The organism is Luteibacter sp. SG786, from assembly GCF_011759605.1.
In the GTDB taxonomy this organism is placed as follows: Bacteria; Pseudomonadota; Gammaproteobacteria; order Xanthomonadales; family Rhodanobacteraceae; genus Luteibacter.
Genome location: NZ_JAAOYX010000003.1, coordinates 784,043 through 797,051, shown reverse-complemented (window position 1 = coordinate 797,051; position 13,009 = coordinate 784,043). Strand labels below are relative to the sequence as shown.

The window sequence follows — 13,009 nt, the reverse complement described above, 5'->3', positions numbered from 1 at the left end:
GGCGGGCCAGGACGGCCCGCCGTCTTCGCCGAGGCAGGAAGCCGAGTCGAAGACCCCCGCCCGGACGCCCGGGTCCGCCGCGGCGAAGCCATAAGTCACGAGCCGCGCAGCGGCTCTCCTTTCGCAAGGAACGACGTAAGTCTTCGCGGCGAGGGAAACGGGTACTGGCTCTCAAGCCACGGCACAGGCGCCGCGAGCGAGGCCGTAAGGCGAGCCACACCTACGAAGCGAACCCCACACTGACTCCGCGCCAGCCATCCCAGAGTGCACGAAGAAATCTTTTGCGGGGCCACACTTGACTACACCTGTCGTCAGGCGCATGCTGCCTACACTTGTAGTCAGGAGGGTGGCATGAGCAAGAAGACGATCGGCGACCAGGAACTCGCGCTCCTGCAGTACATCGAGGAGGCGCCGAAGAGTTCGGTGGCGGAGGTATGCGCGGGCTATGGCGAAGCGCGCGGCCTCGCACGGTCCACAGTGCTCACCATGATGGAGCGGCTCCGCGCGAAGGGTTACCTCACCCGCCGCAGGATCGACGGCAGCTTCCGCTACAGCGCCACCAACGGCGCCGCCGAGGTCATGACCGGCGCGGTGGCCCGCTTCGTGGAAAAGACACTGCAAGGTTCGGTGTCGCCTTTCGTCGCCTGGATGTCCGAACGCGGACAGGTCAGCGACGCCGAGCTGGCCGAACTCGAGGCGCTGGTCGGCACGCTGCAATCGCGGCGCAAGGGGCGCTGACATGGACACCTTCGTCGATACCCTGCTTTCCCGCCTGGCCTACGCGTCGGTGCAGGCGGTCCTCCTGGCCGCGCTCGTCTATGCTGTATGTCGCCTGATGCCGTCGTTATCGGCCGCCGCGCGCACCGCGCTATGGTGGCTGCTCGGTGCACAGCTGGTGCTGGGGCTTGCCTGGCCCACACCGATCGCCCTTCCGTTGCTGCCGGCACCGGCCGTGCAGACGGGCGTTTCCACCGGCACATTCGACGCCACGCCGGTGCAGACGACAACGATCGCCCCGCAACCTGGGTTCACGATGTCCTGGACCACGGTGCTGCTCGCCGTCTGGGCGGTGGCGATCCTGATCCAGCTGGTCGTGGCAGGTGTGCGGGCATACCGCCTTTCCGGCGTGGTTCGCCGTGCGATGCCGCACGACGACGTACGAGTCGACACACTGTGCGCGCGCAGGGCGCGCGAACTCGGGCTGCGCCGGTCGCCACGCCTTGCGGTATCCGCCGAGGTGGATTCGCCGCAGGTGGTCGGTCTGTGGCGTCCGACCATCCTCCTGCCACGGGAAGACAGGCTCGACGATGAGGAACTGGACATGGCGCTGATGCACGAGCTCGCCCACGTGCGCCGCGGCGACCTCGTGTTCGGCTGGGTGCCGGTACTCGCGCGCACGCTGTTCTTCTTCCACCCCCTCGTCCACATGGCCATGCGCGAGTACGCGCTGTGCCGTGAGGCCGCCTGCGACGCCTTGGTGGTGTCGCGCGGGCGCCAGGCCCCACGGACGTATGGACGTCTGTTGCTGCGCCTCGGCGTGGCTCCCCACCCGCACCATGCGCTCCCCGGGGCATCGCCCACCTTCCGCACATTGAAAAGGAGAATCGACATGCTCGGTCAGGCTACCGACGCGCCGCCGCGCGTGCTCACGCTCTGCCTCGTTGCCGTGATCGCGGCCATCGGCGTCACACCCTGGCGCGTCGTCGCCGCCGATGGCGCGGAAGCGATGCCTGCGCAGGCCGTCGCTACCGCGCCGGCTACGACGCCAGTGACCCCCGTGACCCCGATAACGCCGACGACGCCCAGGACACCGACCACACCTACGACCGTTCCCCGGCTGTCGCCCCCGCCCGTGCCTGCCGCACCGCCCGCGCCCAGGGCGCCCCCCGCCCCGCCTTCGCCGGTCTCCGGCCCTTCGGATCAGACGTTCATCTTCTTAAGCGGCCAGATCACGCGCATATCGAACGGCACCGATGAAGACATCCAGCGTGCGCGGGCGGAACGGCAAGGCCCGGGCGACTACGCCTGGTATCGCAACGGTGCGCAGGCGTGGGTATTGCGCGATCCGGCGTACGTGAAACGTATCCGCGAGGCTTACGAGCGCGCCCGGGTTCCGGCCGAGGATGCCATGCGCAGCGCGGAGAAGCAGGCCGAGATCGACCGCAGGCAAGCCATGCTGAATGGACAGCTGGCACAGCTGTCGGCGAAACAGGCGGAACTGATGGCGAAGCAATCCGACCCGAGCGCACCGCGCGACCCGGCCGCCTATGCCGCGGGTAATGCCGCCATCGGACGCGAGCAGGCGGATATCGCGAAGGAAATCGCCGATCTAGACAAGCGCCGCGCCGCCATCGGCCAGGAACACGTGGCGCAATCCCGGCGTGAGGCCGACGCCGATCGCAGGGCGAACGACGAGGTGCGTGCGATCATGGACGAGGCCATGCATAACCACGTGGCGGAACGCTCGCGCTGACGGCAAAGCCATTACATATCGGCGGCAACCGGGTATCGTGGGGGGCTTCGCGCTTGCGCGGCGCTCTTCACGATACCGGAGGCATCATGCGACTCGAACCGGGCCAGGTCATCGAAGCCGGGGCTCTGCTTTTCGACATGGACGGCACGCTGGTCGATTCACGCGTGGTCGTGGAAAAGATCTGGAAACGCTGGTGCGACGAGCACGGCGTCGATTGGCACTACGTGCTTCCGCGCCTTCACGGCGTCCGCATGCTCGACTCGGTGAAGATGTTCGCCAAGCCGGGCATGGACATCCAGGCCGAATATGAGCGCCTGTATCGAGAGGAACTGGAAGACGTGGACGGCATCGTGCCGATCCCCGGCGCGGTCGAACTGCTGGACTCCCTGCCCGCCCACACGTGGACCATCGTGACATCCGCCGACACCGCGCTGGCCGAGGCACGGCTGCGCGCCGCGGGCATCGCACCGCCGCCACGCATGGTGGCCGGCGAGATGGTGCGAAACGGCAAGCCGGACCCGGAGGGCTATCTGTTGGGCGCGCAGCGCATGCATGCCGCGGCCGCCGAGTGCCTGGTGTTCGAAGATGCAAAGGCCGGTATCGAGGCCGGGCTCGCCGCGGGTGCGCGCGTGCTCGCCATTGCGGGCGACCATCCGGACGAGGTGCCGGCTCAGGTGGCGTGGGTGCAGGACCTGACGGCGCTGCGCTTCGACGGCCTCGACGACGGCAAGGTGCGCCTGGCCGTCGCGTGACGCGCGCGGAGAACGCTCAGTACACGTCGCGGCGATAACGTCCGGTAACGGCGAGATCGTTTACCGCAACATCCCCCAGCGCCTCGCGGAGGGCGGCGTCCACGCCGGGCGCCATGCCCGCCAGGCTGCCGCAGACGTACACGCCGGCACCCTGTTCCACGAATCGGCGTACCTCGTCGCGGGCAGCACGCAGCCTATCTTGCACGTAGCGTGCGCCGCGGCCCTCGCGCGACCAGACGAGATCCATCCGCTCAACGGCGCCTTCCGCGTGCCAGCGTTCCAGTTCGTCCACGTGGAGGCGGTCGATGGCCGCGTGCCGTTCGCCGAACACCAGCCAGTTCCGATGGTGGCCGCGCGCGATGCGCGCCTTCAGCAAGGCGCGCAGCCCGGCAATGCCCGTGCCGTTGCCCACCAGCAGCAGCGGCCGCGCGTCGTCGGGCACGTGGAATCCGGCGTTGCGACGCACGCGCAGATCCACGACGTCCCCCAGCGCTGCGCGCTCGGTCAGCCAACCGGAGCCGATGCCCACCTCGCCGTCCGCGCCGCGCATCTGCCGTACGACGAGGTGCAGCGCGCCATCGTCGGGCAGCGACGCGATGGAATATTCGCGATGGGGCAGCGTCGCGGCATCGCCCCTGCCGCGGCGCGGCCCGACCTCGGCGATGTCGCCGGCTTCCCAGGAAAGGTGCGCCGGATCGTCCGGCACCAGCGCGAGGTGATAGCAGGGCCCGCCGGCGCTGCCTGGGTTCAGCAGGCGCCGTTCGACGAGACGCCATGCCTGGTAGGCAGGCCGAGTCCAGTCGCTCATCCCTGGAAGGCCGGCGAGTTGCGCGACATGATGCTGCCAATGACGAAGACTGCCTTCGTCGCCGTTGTCTACGTCGACACGATCGAACAGGGGCGCCGCTCCACTTGCACGCAGCCAGCCGTCCAGACGGCGGCCGAAAGCGCAGAAGTCGTCGTAGTCGCGGTCGCCCAGGGCAAGCACGCCATAAGCGAGGCCATGCAGTGCCGCGGGTGCCTTCATGAGATTCCCGTCGAACGCCGTCGCGGTGTCGGGGGCGTCGCCCTCCCCGGTCGTGCTGGCGACAAACAACGCGCGCGGCGCGGCCCCCAGCACGTCGGGCGTGAGTTCGCCCATGCCGCGGACGTCCACGGGCACGCCACCCGCGCGCAACGCCTCCGCCGTCCGGTCGGCAAGCTCCGTGGCGAAACCCGTTTGCGATGCGTGCACGACGAGGATGCCTCCGGGCGCGGCGGCATCCTTGCGGCTGACGCGACGAGCGCAGGCGGCGGTGAAGGCCACCCAGGCCAGCACGAGGCCGCCCGCGAGCGCGAAGCGCGTCAGTTCGGCAGCGATCACGGCTTGACCAGAGCGGCGAATGCCGGCGACATGCGCTCCACGACGTGGCCGTCGCCATCGTGCAGGATGAACAGCGCCGCGATGCCGTGCCGTTTCGCAAAGGCCATGCCCTCGTCCGGACCCAGCACCGTCAGCGTGGTGCCCAGCGGATCGGCGTGCATGCAGTCATTCGCGATCACGCTGACCGATGCCACCCGGTATGCCACCGGATAACCCGTGCGCGGGTCGATGTGGTGCGAGAAAAACCGTCCGCCGCTCTCGAAGAAGTGACGGTAGTCGCCCGAGGTGGCGATGGCCTTGTCGTCGAGGGAAAGGACGCGCCCCACTTCGTCGGCATTGTCGACGGCACCGGCGGCCGCGCCGGGACGCTCGATGCCCACGCGCCAGGACGAGCCGTCGGGCTTGCGGCCGTGGCCGCGGAGTTCGCCGCCCACTTCCACAAGATACGCCTTGACGCCGGAACGCTCGAGGAAGCGCGCCACCTGGTCGACACCGAACCCCTTCGCGACCGCGGAGAGATCGACGTAGACCCCGCCCGGCTGGAAAGCGCGCCGGTGCGCTTCGTCCATGCGGATCTTCGCCCAGCCCACGCGTTGCCTCGCCACGGCGATCGCGGCAGCATCGGGCGGAGCATAGGGATGGACCGCGTCGTGCGAGGAAGGCTTGCCCGCCGAGGCCTTGCCGGGACCGAAGCCCCACAGGTTCACGAGCGGACCCACGGTCGGGTCGTAAGCGCCACCGGAGGCCTTCGCCAGTTGCAGCGCATAACGCAGCACCGTGAACAATTCCGGAGGCAACGCCTGCCACGTACCAGCCGGCGCGCGATTGAAGCGGCTGAGGTCGGACGTGTCGTCGTACGTGCTCATCTGCGCCACGACGCGATCGACCTCGGCCTGGATGCCCTGCTCGATGGCACGCTTGTTCGCGCCGTCGGGCAGCACGGCGTTCACCGACCACGTCGTGCCCATCGTCTCGCCTTCGAAGCGATGTATGTCGCTGGCGGAGGCGGGAGTGCAAACCAGGGCGAACAGGCAGGCGAGGCGCTTGCAGGCGCTTGCAAGGGCCCCTGGAGCATTTCGCGAAGAGCGGTCGCGCGCAGGGCGCGCTCCTACATCGGTATCGGCGCGCATAGCGGGCTTTATTGCGGCAGCACTTCGAGTGTTGCCGTATAGGCGAGCCGGCGGTTCTTCGCTTCCTTCACCGACGTGCGATTGTCCTCGGTCGATGCGTTGACCCAATACATGCCGGCCGCGGGCCAGGTGAAGCTGAACTTTCCGTCGCTGTCGGTGGTGGTGTCCATCTCGTCCTGCGCGTTCCGATAGCGCGTGGCGCCGTTGATGGCCACGACCTTGAGGTTCGCCGCGGGCTTGCCGTCGAGCAGGAGACGGAAGGTGGCTTTCTCGCCCGCCATGAGGTCGTTCGGCTGACTGACCGGCACCAGCTCCAGGCCCTTGCCGACGGGCTTCAGCGCGCCGTCGCTGGGCGAGCCTTGGGTGACGAAGGTTTCCACCCGCGACGCCATCTCGCTCACCGCCACGTTCTTCGCACCGGCGGGGATCGCACCCTTGAATTCCGCGGGGGTGCCGCGCCAGCGCTTCTTCTGGCCGTCCAGCTCGTAGCTGGCGAACATGCCCTGGTTCACCAGCGCGAGACGATACGTACCCTTCTGCGGTACCGGTACATCGAACGTGCTGCGGTACTTGCCGGTGGCGGCGTTCTCCGGTTTCACCGTCGAGCCGTCGGGCGCGGTGATGACCAATGTGTCGAGCTTGGCCGGGAAGTGATCGGGATAGTAAAGATCGTTGGAAACGGCGGCGTCGACGGTCACCCAGGCGTCGTCGCCGGAGATCACCGTGGCGCTGGGCACCATCCACATCTTGTGGGCCTGTGCCGCGAACGGCAGGACGAGGACGGCGCAGAATGCGGCGCGGGCAAGCGTGTGCTTCATCGGTACGGCTCCGTTCAAGGGTTGAGGTCGAGGTCGATCTGTCCGAGTTCTTCGCTGCCCTTCGCGGACAGGTGAACGGGTGCCTTGGCCGGCCAGTCGAAGGGAATGCGCTGCGCTTCGCGCCCGCCGACTTCGCGTGCCGCCTCCACCACCAGTTCGTAATGCCCCGGCGCGAGCGTGCCCAGCGGCGGCTTGCCGTCGGCGAAGCGCAGGCGATGCTGGCCGGCCGGGCGCGTGGCGCCGGACACGCCGTCGATCGGCATGGTCTGGTCGCGGCCGCTGCGGCGCCACCACTGGCGCATGTCTTTCAGCCACTTCGTGCCTTCGCCGTCGCCCTTCTTCATCTCGTACCAGACCGCGAGGTTGGCCGCGACGCTGTGGTCTTCGCGCTCGATCCACACCGCGACATAAGGCCGGTGGTACTCGGCCACCTTCAGCGACGGAATTTCCACGGTGATGTTCATGTCGGCCGCGATCGCGGGCGCGGCGCAACAGGCGCAGAGGGCGAGTGTCAGGATGCGACGCATGGCGATTCCTTCAATGGATGAACACGAGGGCGATGACGACGGGCAGCACGAAGCCCAGGGCGACCATGGGCCAGGTCATGCCGCGCTGGGCGGCATGCATCTTGAGCAGCACGAGACCCGTCACGGCGAAGACGAGGCAGGCCAGCGCGAATACGTCGATGAACGCGCTCCAGACAGGCCCGGTGTTGCGCCCCTTGTGCAGGTCGTTGAGCCAGGCCAGCCAGCCCCGGTCGGTGACTTCGTACTGCACGTCGCCCGTCTCCCGGTCGATGGCGACCCACGCATCGCCGCCCGGCCTGGGCAGCGAGACGTACACCTCGTCATCGCTCCAGTCGCCCGCGCGTCCTTCGATGCGTGCGCCAGTTTCGGTTCGCACGAACTCGGCGACCGCCGGCGGAACCGGCGCGGACTTCGCTCCCGGATCGGTCAGTCGGCGCAGCAACGGCGCCGGCAAGGTCGCGGCAAAGCGCGACACTGCAGGCGAGGCCTCGATGCGCGCGGCGTGGTTGAGCGTGAAGCCTGTGATGGAGAACAACAGGAGCGCGACCAGGGAGACCGCCGAACTGATCCAGTGCCAGCGGTGCAGGTGCTTGAGCCAGAAGGCACGGCGCTGCCGATCGACGGTGTCGTGCATGTTTCCAAAAGCCCCTGGGATGGCGGTCATCGCAACGGGCCATGTTAACCATAATGCGAATCGTTCGCAATTGTGATCGACACCCGTCTCCGGAAAGCGGCTTGAAAGCCTGTCGCGACAGGATGCGCGAACACCTACCCGGAGCGTATCCTTGGCCCTCATGCGCATCCTTCTGGCCGAAGACGACGCCGCTATCGGCGCGGCAGTACGAGCCTCGCTCGAACAAGGCGGGCATGCCGTCGACCATGTCACCGACGGCGCCAGCGCCGACAACGCCCTGCGCGACCACGACTACGACCTGCTCGTGCTCGACCTGGGTCTGCCCCTGCTCGACGGCAGCGACGTGCTGTCGCGGGCGCGCAAGCGCGGCTCCGTCTTGCCGGTGCTCGTGGTGACCGCGCGCGAAGGGCTGAAGGAACGCGTACGCGTGCTCGACCTGGGCGCCGACGACTACCTCGTGAAGCCCTTCGCCCTCGCCGAATTCGACGCCCGCGTACGCGCCCTGCTCCGCCGGCGAACGAGCCAGGGCACACCGGAATTCCGTATCGGGCGCCTCCGCCTGGATATCCCGGGACACCGCGCCTGGATCGGCGACACCGCGCTGGACCTCACCGCCCGCGAGTTCGGCCTGGTGGAAGCGCTTGCCCTCCGGGCAGACAAGGTCACCAGCCGCACCCAGCTCGTCGAGGCACTGTGCAACTGGGACGAAGACCTGACCGACAACGGCCTGGACATCGCCCTGCACCGCCTGCGCAAGAAGCTGCAGGGTTCGGGAACCAGCGTTCGCACCATCCGCGGCCTCGGTTATCTCCTCGAAGAAAGCGCGGATGCCTGATCGCCGCCACGCGGCGGTAAGGCGACCGCCACGCCCGAGCCTGCGGCGGCGGTTGCTCACCTTTCTGCTCGTGCCGGTGCTGGGAGTGCTCCTCCTGGACGCGGTGATCGGTTATTTCGTGGCCCTGGCGTATTCCAACCGGGTGCACGACGCCACGCTTTCGGACAACGCGCTCACGCTCTCGGAAATGATCGGCAGCGACGCGCTGCGCGGCGAACTGACCGAACAGGCGCGGTTCCTTCTGGAATACGATCCCAACGGTCGCAATTACTACACCGTGACCAGCGACCGTCACGGACGGGTGATCAGCAACGCGATCCTGCAGGCGCCCTCCGTCGCCGTGGACGCACCGCCGCGGCTCTACGACACCGAACTGGGCCATCGCCCGCTGCGGGCGGCGACCATGCGCGTGCCCAGCCGCCACGATCCGGACGACGTGCTCACGATCACCGTGGCGGAGAACCTGCGCGACCGGCATGCCCGTGCACGCGAGATCCTCTTGCTCACGCTGCCGATGCAGGCCCTGCTCATCGTGGCCGTGCTCTTCCTCGTGTGGCTGGGTGTGAGCCATGGTCTGCGCGTGCTGGAACCGTTGACGTCGCGCCTGGCCCGGCGCGAACACGACCTCAGCCCCATCGGCGAGGAAGACGTGCCGGTGGAGATCCTCCCGCTCACCCGCACCATCGACGACCTGTTCGCCCGCATGCGCAACATGCTGGGCTTGCAGGAGCGCTTCATCGCCGACGCCGCGCATCAGTTGCGCACGCCGCTTGCCGGCATCCGGTTGCACGTGGAAAGGCTGGCCGAGACAACCGACCCGGCCCAGCGCGCCGATGCCATGAACCACGTGCAGCGCCTTGCCGCGCGCGCTGCGCGTACGTCGGCGCAGTTGCTCGCGCTGACGCGCACCCAGTCGCCGGACCTGCCGGACCGCGACGGCATGACCGAGATCGATCTGGCCACCGTGGTTCCGGAAGCCGTGGCGATGCGCGTGCACCAGGCCCTCGCTGTCGGCGTGGACCTGGGCTACGAGGGCACAGACGATCCATGCGTCATTCGCGGCGATGCATTGCAGGTGCAGGAAGTGCTCGACAATCTCGTGGACAACGCCTTCCACTACGCGGGCCGCGGCCACGTAGTGACGGTGTCGCTGGCCCGCGGCGAGAACGACGTGCTGCTGGCCGTGGAGGACGACGGTCCGGGCGTCGACGACGCGTTCCTCGGACAACTTGGCGAACGTTTCTTTCGTGTACCCGGCGTCGACGAAGACGGCACCGGCCTGGGCCTCGCGATCGTCGAGAGCATCGCCGAGCGCCACGGCGCGCGTGTGGCCTTCCTGCACGCCGAGACCGGTGGCCTGCGCGTGGAACTTCACTTCCCTGCAGCCGCTCCGCCCAAGGACCACTCGCTGTCCTAGGGCTGGCAGCGCTACCTCTTCGCCAGAACTTGCGACACGTTTCGCAAGCTGACGCACCCTGCGGGAAAGCCAGCTGAAACGGCCGCCGGGCACCATGGCACGCATGGTGCGGACGATGACGAAGAGCCACGTGAGCATGCCGCCGGCATTCCGGTTCGAAGGTGGGGCCGAAGGGGTTCTGCTGGTGCACGGGCTCGGCCGTACTCCTGAGGAAATGCGTCTTCTCGGCAAAGGGCTGAACCGCGCCGGCTTCACCGTGCAGGGCGTGGCCCTGGCGGGACACGGAGGAAGCGAGGACGACCTGCTCGCCTCCGACTGGAGGGCGTGGTACGCGAGCGTGGAAGCCGCTGCGGACGACCTGCGCGGACACGTGGATCGGATGTTCGTGGCCGGTTCGTCGATGGGCGCGCTGCTCGCCTTGCGCCTCGCCGCGATGCATCCGGACTGGGTGGCGGGCGTGGGCGTGTTCGGCGCGACGTTCCGCTACGACGGATGGTCGACGGGTTGGGTGGCCCGCATGTCCTTCCTATTGCCGCTGTTCAAGCGGCTGGGCATCGGGCGCCACCGTCGTCTGCTGCAATGGCCGCCGCATGGATTTCACGAACAACGCCTGCGCGAACACTTCGGCAGGAACATGCCGGGCGGCCCCGACGGAGCGTCGCAGCGCGAGGGCGATCCATGGCATGCCCTGGCGGAAACGGTGGACCTTGCGCGCGACGTGCGACGCCGCCTTTCGTCCGTGCTGGCGCCCTGCTTCATCGCGCACGCGCTCGACGACGAAGTGGCCAGCCCCGCGAACGCGGACCTGGTGGCGCGACACGTGAGAGGCCCGGTGGAAATGCTGCTCCTCGCCGACAGCTACCACATGATCACCATCGACCGGGAACGTCGCATGCTGATCGAACGCAGCGCCGACTTCTTCGACCGCGTGGCGCGCGAGGCACGAGCAGCGCGTGTCGCTGCGTAGACCGCCACATATCATCGCCAGTCGCTCTCATGCGACTGACGGCGGACGCAGACTGGACGCTTTCTGCTACGCCTTGCCCTGCTCGACGAGCGTGAGCGCGACCTTGTCGCGCAAGTACACCGGCAGTGCCAGTTCGGGGGCCACGGCCTCGCCGTCGCGGAACCGACGCGCGGCCACTTCGGCGACGTGCCGGGCCTGCGGATAACGCGCCCCTTCCGCGGAACGGATCGGCGCGGAGATGCGTTCGCGCAGGATCGCCTCGTACGTGGCCCAGCCCGTGCCGACAACATGCCACGCTGCCGCCTCGGGCAGCACCAGTGCCGCCGCCGTGTCCACGCGCTCGCGGTCCAGCAGGGTCACGCCGCCGTCGGCATCGCGGCACCATGCCGCAACGTAGATCTCGCCCATGCGCGCGTCGATCACGGACAGGATGGCGGCATCGTCTTCCGGTGCCTCCAGCGCCAGCGCCTGCAACGACGACACGGTGACGACGGGAATGTCGAGTGCCATGGCCATGCCCTGTGCCAGCGAGACACCCAGGCGCACGCCGGTGAACGCGCCGGGGCCGCGGCCCACGGCGATGCCATCGAGCGCCTGGCGCTTCAGCCCCGCTTCCGCCAGCAGCTCATCGGCCATGGGAAGCACCAGTTCGGCGTGACGGCGCGGTGCCACCTCGCTGCGCTCGATCACTTCGTCGCCATGGACGAGGGCGACCGAGCAGGCTTCCGTGGAGGTTTCGATGGCGAGGAAGTTCATGGTGAATCCGGCATGGGGGATGGCGTGGTCTGCGCGTACCAGTCGATGCGGCGCGTCAGGTACATCAGCAGTGCGATCACCGCCACCAGCACCACCGATCCGATCAGCAGCGCGTACTCTTCGGCGCCTATCAGGCCGTACAGTATGGCGTAAACCAGGGCCAGCACGCCGCCCAGCGCCAGCCCTGCCCTGCGCGCACGCAGCGCCGCCATGGCGTAGCCCCCCACGATAAGCACCACGGTCGCGGCAGCCACGGCATAAGCGGGGCCGAATCCGATCTGCTCCGACAGCGCCAGCAGCAGCACGTAGAAGCTCGTCATGGCGGCGCCCACCAGCAGGTATTGCACGGGATGCAGGCGCAGGCCCTTCAGCACTTCGAACAGGAAGAACGCGACGAACGTGAGCGCGATAAACAACAACCCGTACTTCCCTGCCCGGTCGTTCTGCTGGTACACCCCGCCCGGCTGGTAGAGCTTCACGCCGAAGGCGGACGCCGCGAGCCGTCCCGCGACGTCCGAATCGGCCGAGTTCCAGTGCTGCCCGTACTCGCGATTGAGGTCGAGCACCTGCCACGACGCATCGAATCCACGCGCATCGATGCTGCGTGTCGCAGGGAGCAGTGCGCCGGTAAAACTCGGATCCGGCCAGGGCGCACGCACCCGCACACTGTTCGTGCGCGCCAGGGGCAGCACCGAGAAGGACTCGGTTCCCGCGATGCGAAGGGTGACCGAGAAATCCAGCGGCGTGCGCCGCTCCGGATCGATCGCCACCGGCGTGGCAAGTACCGTGTAGGGTCCCATGCGCGCGGCGGAGGAAGACAGCTTCGCCGTGTGCCCGTCCACCGTCAGCGAGGTGATCGCCTGCAGGCCGCGCGTGTCGGCGATGAGCAGCCGCAGTTCCGCCTTGCCCGGGAACCAGGTGGCGCCGCTGTCCGCGGCGAACCGGCGCAGGTCATCCGGCAGGAGGCGGCCACGCAGCGTCACCTCGCCGGTGTACACCGGCACGTCGTACATGCCCGCGTGACGGCGCTCCACCGACAGGTCGGCGACGGTCTCGATGTCGTCGGCCAGCACGATCTCCGTGCCGTCGCGCACACTCACCACCTTGTCGTCGCTGGTGCGCACTTCGTACCGAGTAGGCACGCCGAGTACGAAGCCGCCGATGGTCTGCGGTCCGCCCCACCCTTCCGCCACCCGCGTGGATGCGGCGTCGCGCATGACCTGGCGCTGGCGGACGAGGCCGTCCGCCTGGGAAAGGGGAATGAGCATGATCAAGGCAAGCATGCCGATGCCCAGCACTTTGGCGGTTATGGATTGCATCCAGCGAAACATGGTCGT

The 13,009-nt window shown here is 68.2% G+C and carries 13 protein-coding genes; 6 read left to right on the top strand and 7 right to left on the bottom strand.

All coding sequences use genetic code 11. The annotated features are described in order from the left end of the window. The first annotated feature begins 351 nt into the window (after positions 1-351). The 3 genes from FHS47_RS19500 to FHS47_RS19490 all read left to right on the top strand — a co-directional run bounded on the left by FHS47_RS19500 (position 352) and on the right by FHS47_RS19490 (position 3,225). Positions 352-738: a BlaI/MecI/CopY family transcriptional regulator gene (locus FHS47_RS19500; protein ID WP_167032243.1), complete on the top strand. Its 387-nt coding sequence runs from the start codon at positions 352-354 to the stop codon at positions 736-738. Between the two features lies 1 nt (position 739). Then, complete coding sequence (locus FHS47_RS19495) at positions 740-2,473, top strand: M56 family metallopeptidase (protein ID WP_167032240.1); 1,734 nt, start codon at positions 740-742, stop codon at positions 2,471-2,473. A gap of 86 nt (positions 2,474-2,559) precedes the next feature. Next, positions 2,560-3,225, top strand: a complete 666-nt coding sequence (locus FHS47_RS19490) for an HAD-IA family hydrolase (protein WP_167032237.1) — start codon at positions 2,560-2,562, stop codon at positions 3,223-3,225. 16 nt (positions 3,226-3,241) lie between these two features. Here FHS47_RS19490 and FHS47_RS19485 read toward each other — a convergent pair whose 3' ends face one another. The 5 genes from FHS47_RS19485 to FHS47_RS19470 form a co-directional block, all read right to left on the bottom strand. Beyond that, the gene (locus FHS47_RS19485; RefSeq protein ID WP_208382159.1) at positions 3,242-4,588 is read right to left on the bottom strand and encodes a sulfite reductase subunit alpha; all 1,347 of its coding nucleotides are present in this window, start codon (positions 4,586-4,588) and stop codon (positions 3,242-3,244) included. Further along, on the bottom strand, positions 4,585-5,556 hold the full coding sequence (locus FHS47_RS19635; RefSeq protein WP_208382158.1) for an FAD:protein FMN transferase: 972 nt from the start codon (positions 5,554-5,556) through the stop codon (positions 4,585-4,587). The genes FHS47_RS19485 and FHS47_RS19635 overlap by 4 nt, the downstream gene beginning before the upstream one ends. 170 nt (positions 5,557-5,726) lie before the next feature. Further along, positions 5,727-6,536 carry a DUF4198 domain-containing protein gene (locus FHS47_RS19480; protein ID WP_167032234.1) on the bottom strand — a complete coding sequence of 270 codons (810 nt, stop codon included), beginning with the start codon at positions 6,534-6,536 and terminating at the stop codon, positions 5,727-5,729. 14 nt (positions 6,537-6,550) lie between these two features. Then, complete coding sequence (locus FHS47_RS19475; protein ID WP_167032231.1) at positions 6,551-7,063, bottom strand: DUF2271 domain-containing protein; 513 nt, start codon at positions 7,061-7,063, stop codon at positions 6,551-6,553. 10 nt (positions 7,064-7,073) lie between these two features. After that, positions 7,074-7,697: a PepSY-associated TM helix domain-containing protein gene (locus tag FHS47_RS19470; RefSeq protein WP_208382157.1), complete on the bottom strand. Its 624-nt coding sequence runs from the start codon at positions 7,695-7,697 to the stop codon at positions 7,074-7,076. Positions 7,698-7,857: 160 nt separating this feature from the next. Between FHS47_RS19470 and FHS47_RS19465 the strand changes: the two genes are divergently transcribed. The 3 genes from FHS47_RS19465 to FHS47_RS19455 all read left to right on the top strand — a co-directional run bounded on the left by FHS47_RS19465 (position 7,858) and on the right by FHS47_RS19455 (position 10,916). After that, complete coding sequence (locus FHS47_RS19465; RefSeq protein WP_167032395.1) at positions 7,858-8,532, top strand: response regulator transcription factor; 675 nt, start codon at positions 7,858-7,860, stop codon at positions 8,530-8,532. Next, positions 8,525-9,949, top strand: coding sequence for a sensor histidine kinase (locus tag FHS47_RS19460; protein WP_167032225.1), 1,425 nt, complete (start codon positions 8,525-8,527; stop codon positions 9,947-9,949). The genes FHS47_RS19465 and FHS47_RS19460 overlap by 8 nt, the downstream gene beginning before the upstream one ends. 115 nt (positions 9,950-10,064) lie before the next feature. Next, positions 10,065-10,916: an alpha/beta fold hydrolase gene (locus FHS47_RS19455; protein WP_208382155.1), complete on the top strand. Its 852-nt coding sequence runs from the start codon at positions 10,065-10,067 to the stop codon at positions 10,914-10,916. A 66-nt stretch (positions 10,917-10,982) separates the two neighbouring features. On the opposite strand, the gene tsaB is transcribed toward FHS47_RS19455, so the two are convergent. Further along, positions 10,983-11,672 (bottom strand): tRNA (adenosine(37)-N6)-threonylcarbamoyltransferase complex dimerization subunit type 1 TsaB, encoded by a 690-nt coding sequence (gene tsaB / locus FHS47_RS19450; protein ID WP_167032221.1) that lies wholly within the window; start codon positions 11,670-11,672, stop codon positions 10,983-10,985. Next, positions 11,669-12,991, bottom strand: coding sequence for a cell envelope integrity protein CreD (gene creD / locus FHS47_RS19445; RefSeq protein WP_208382154.1), 1,323 nt, complete (start codon positions 12,989-12,991; stop codon positions 11,669-11,671). Before creD ends, tsaB begins: the two co-directional genes overlap by 4 nt. Between the last annotated feature and the right edge of the window lie 18 nt (positions 12,992-13,009).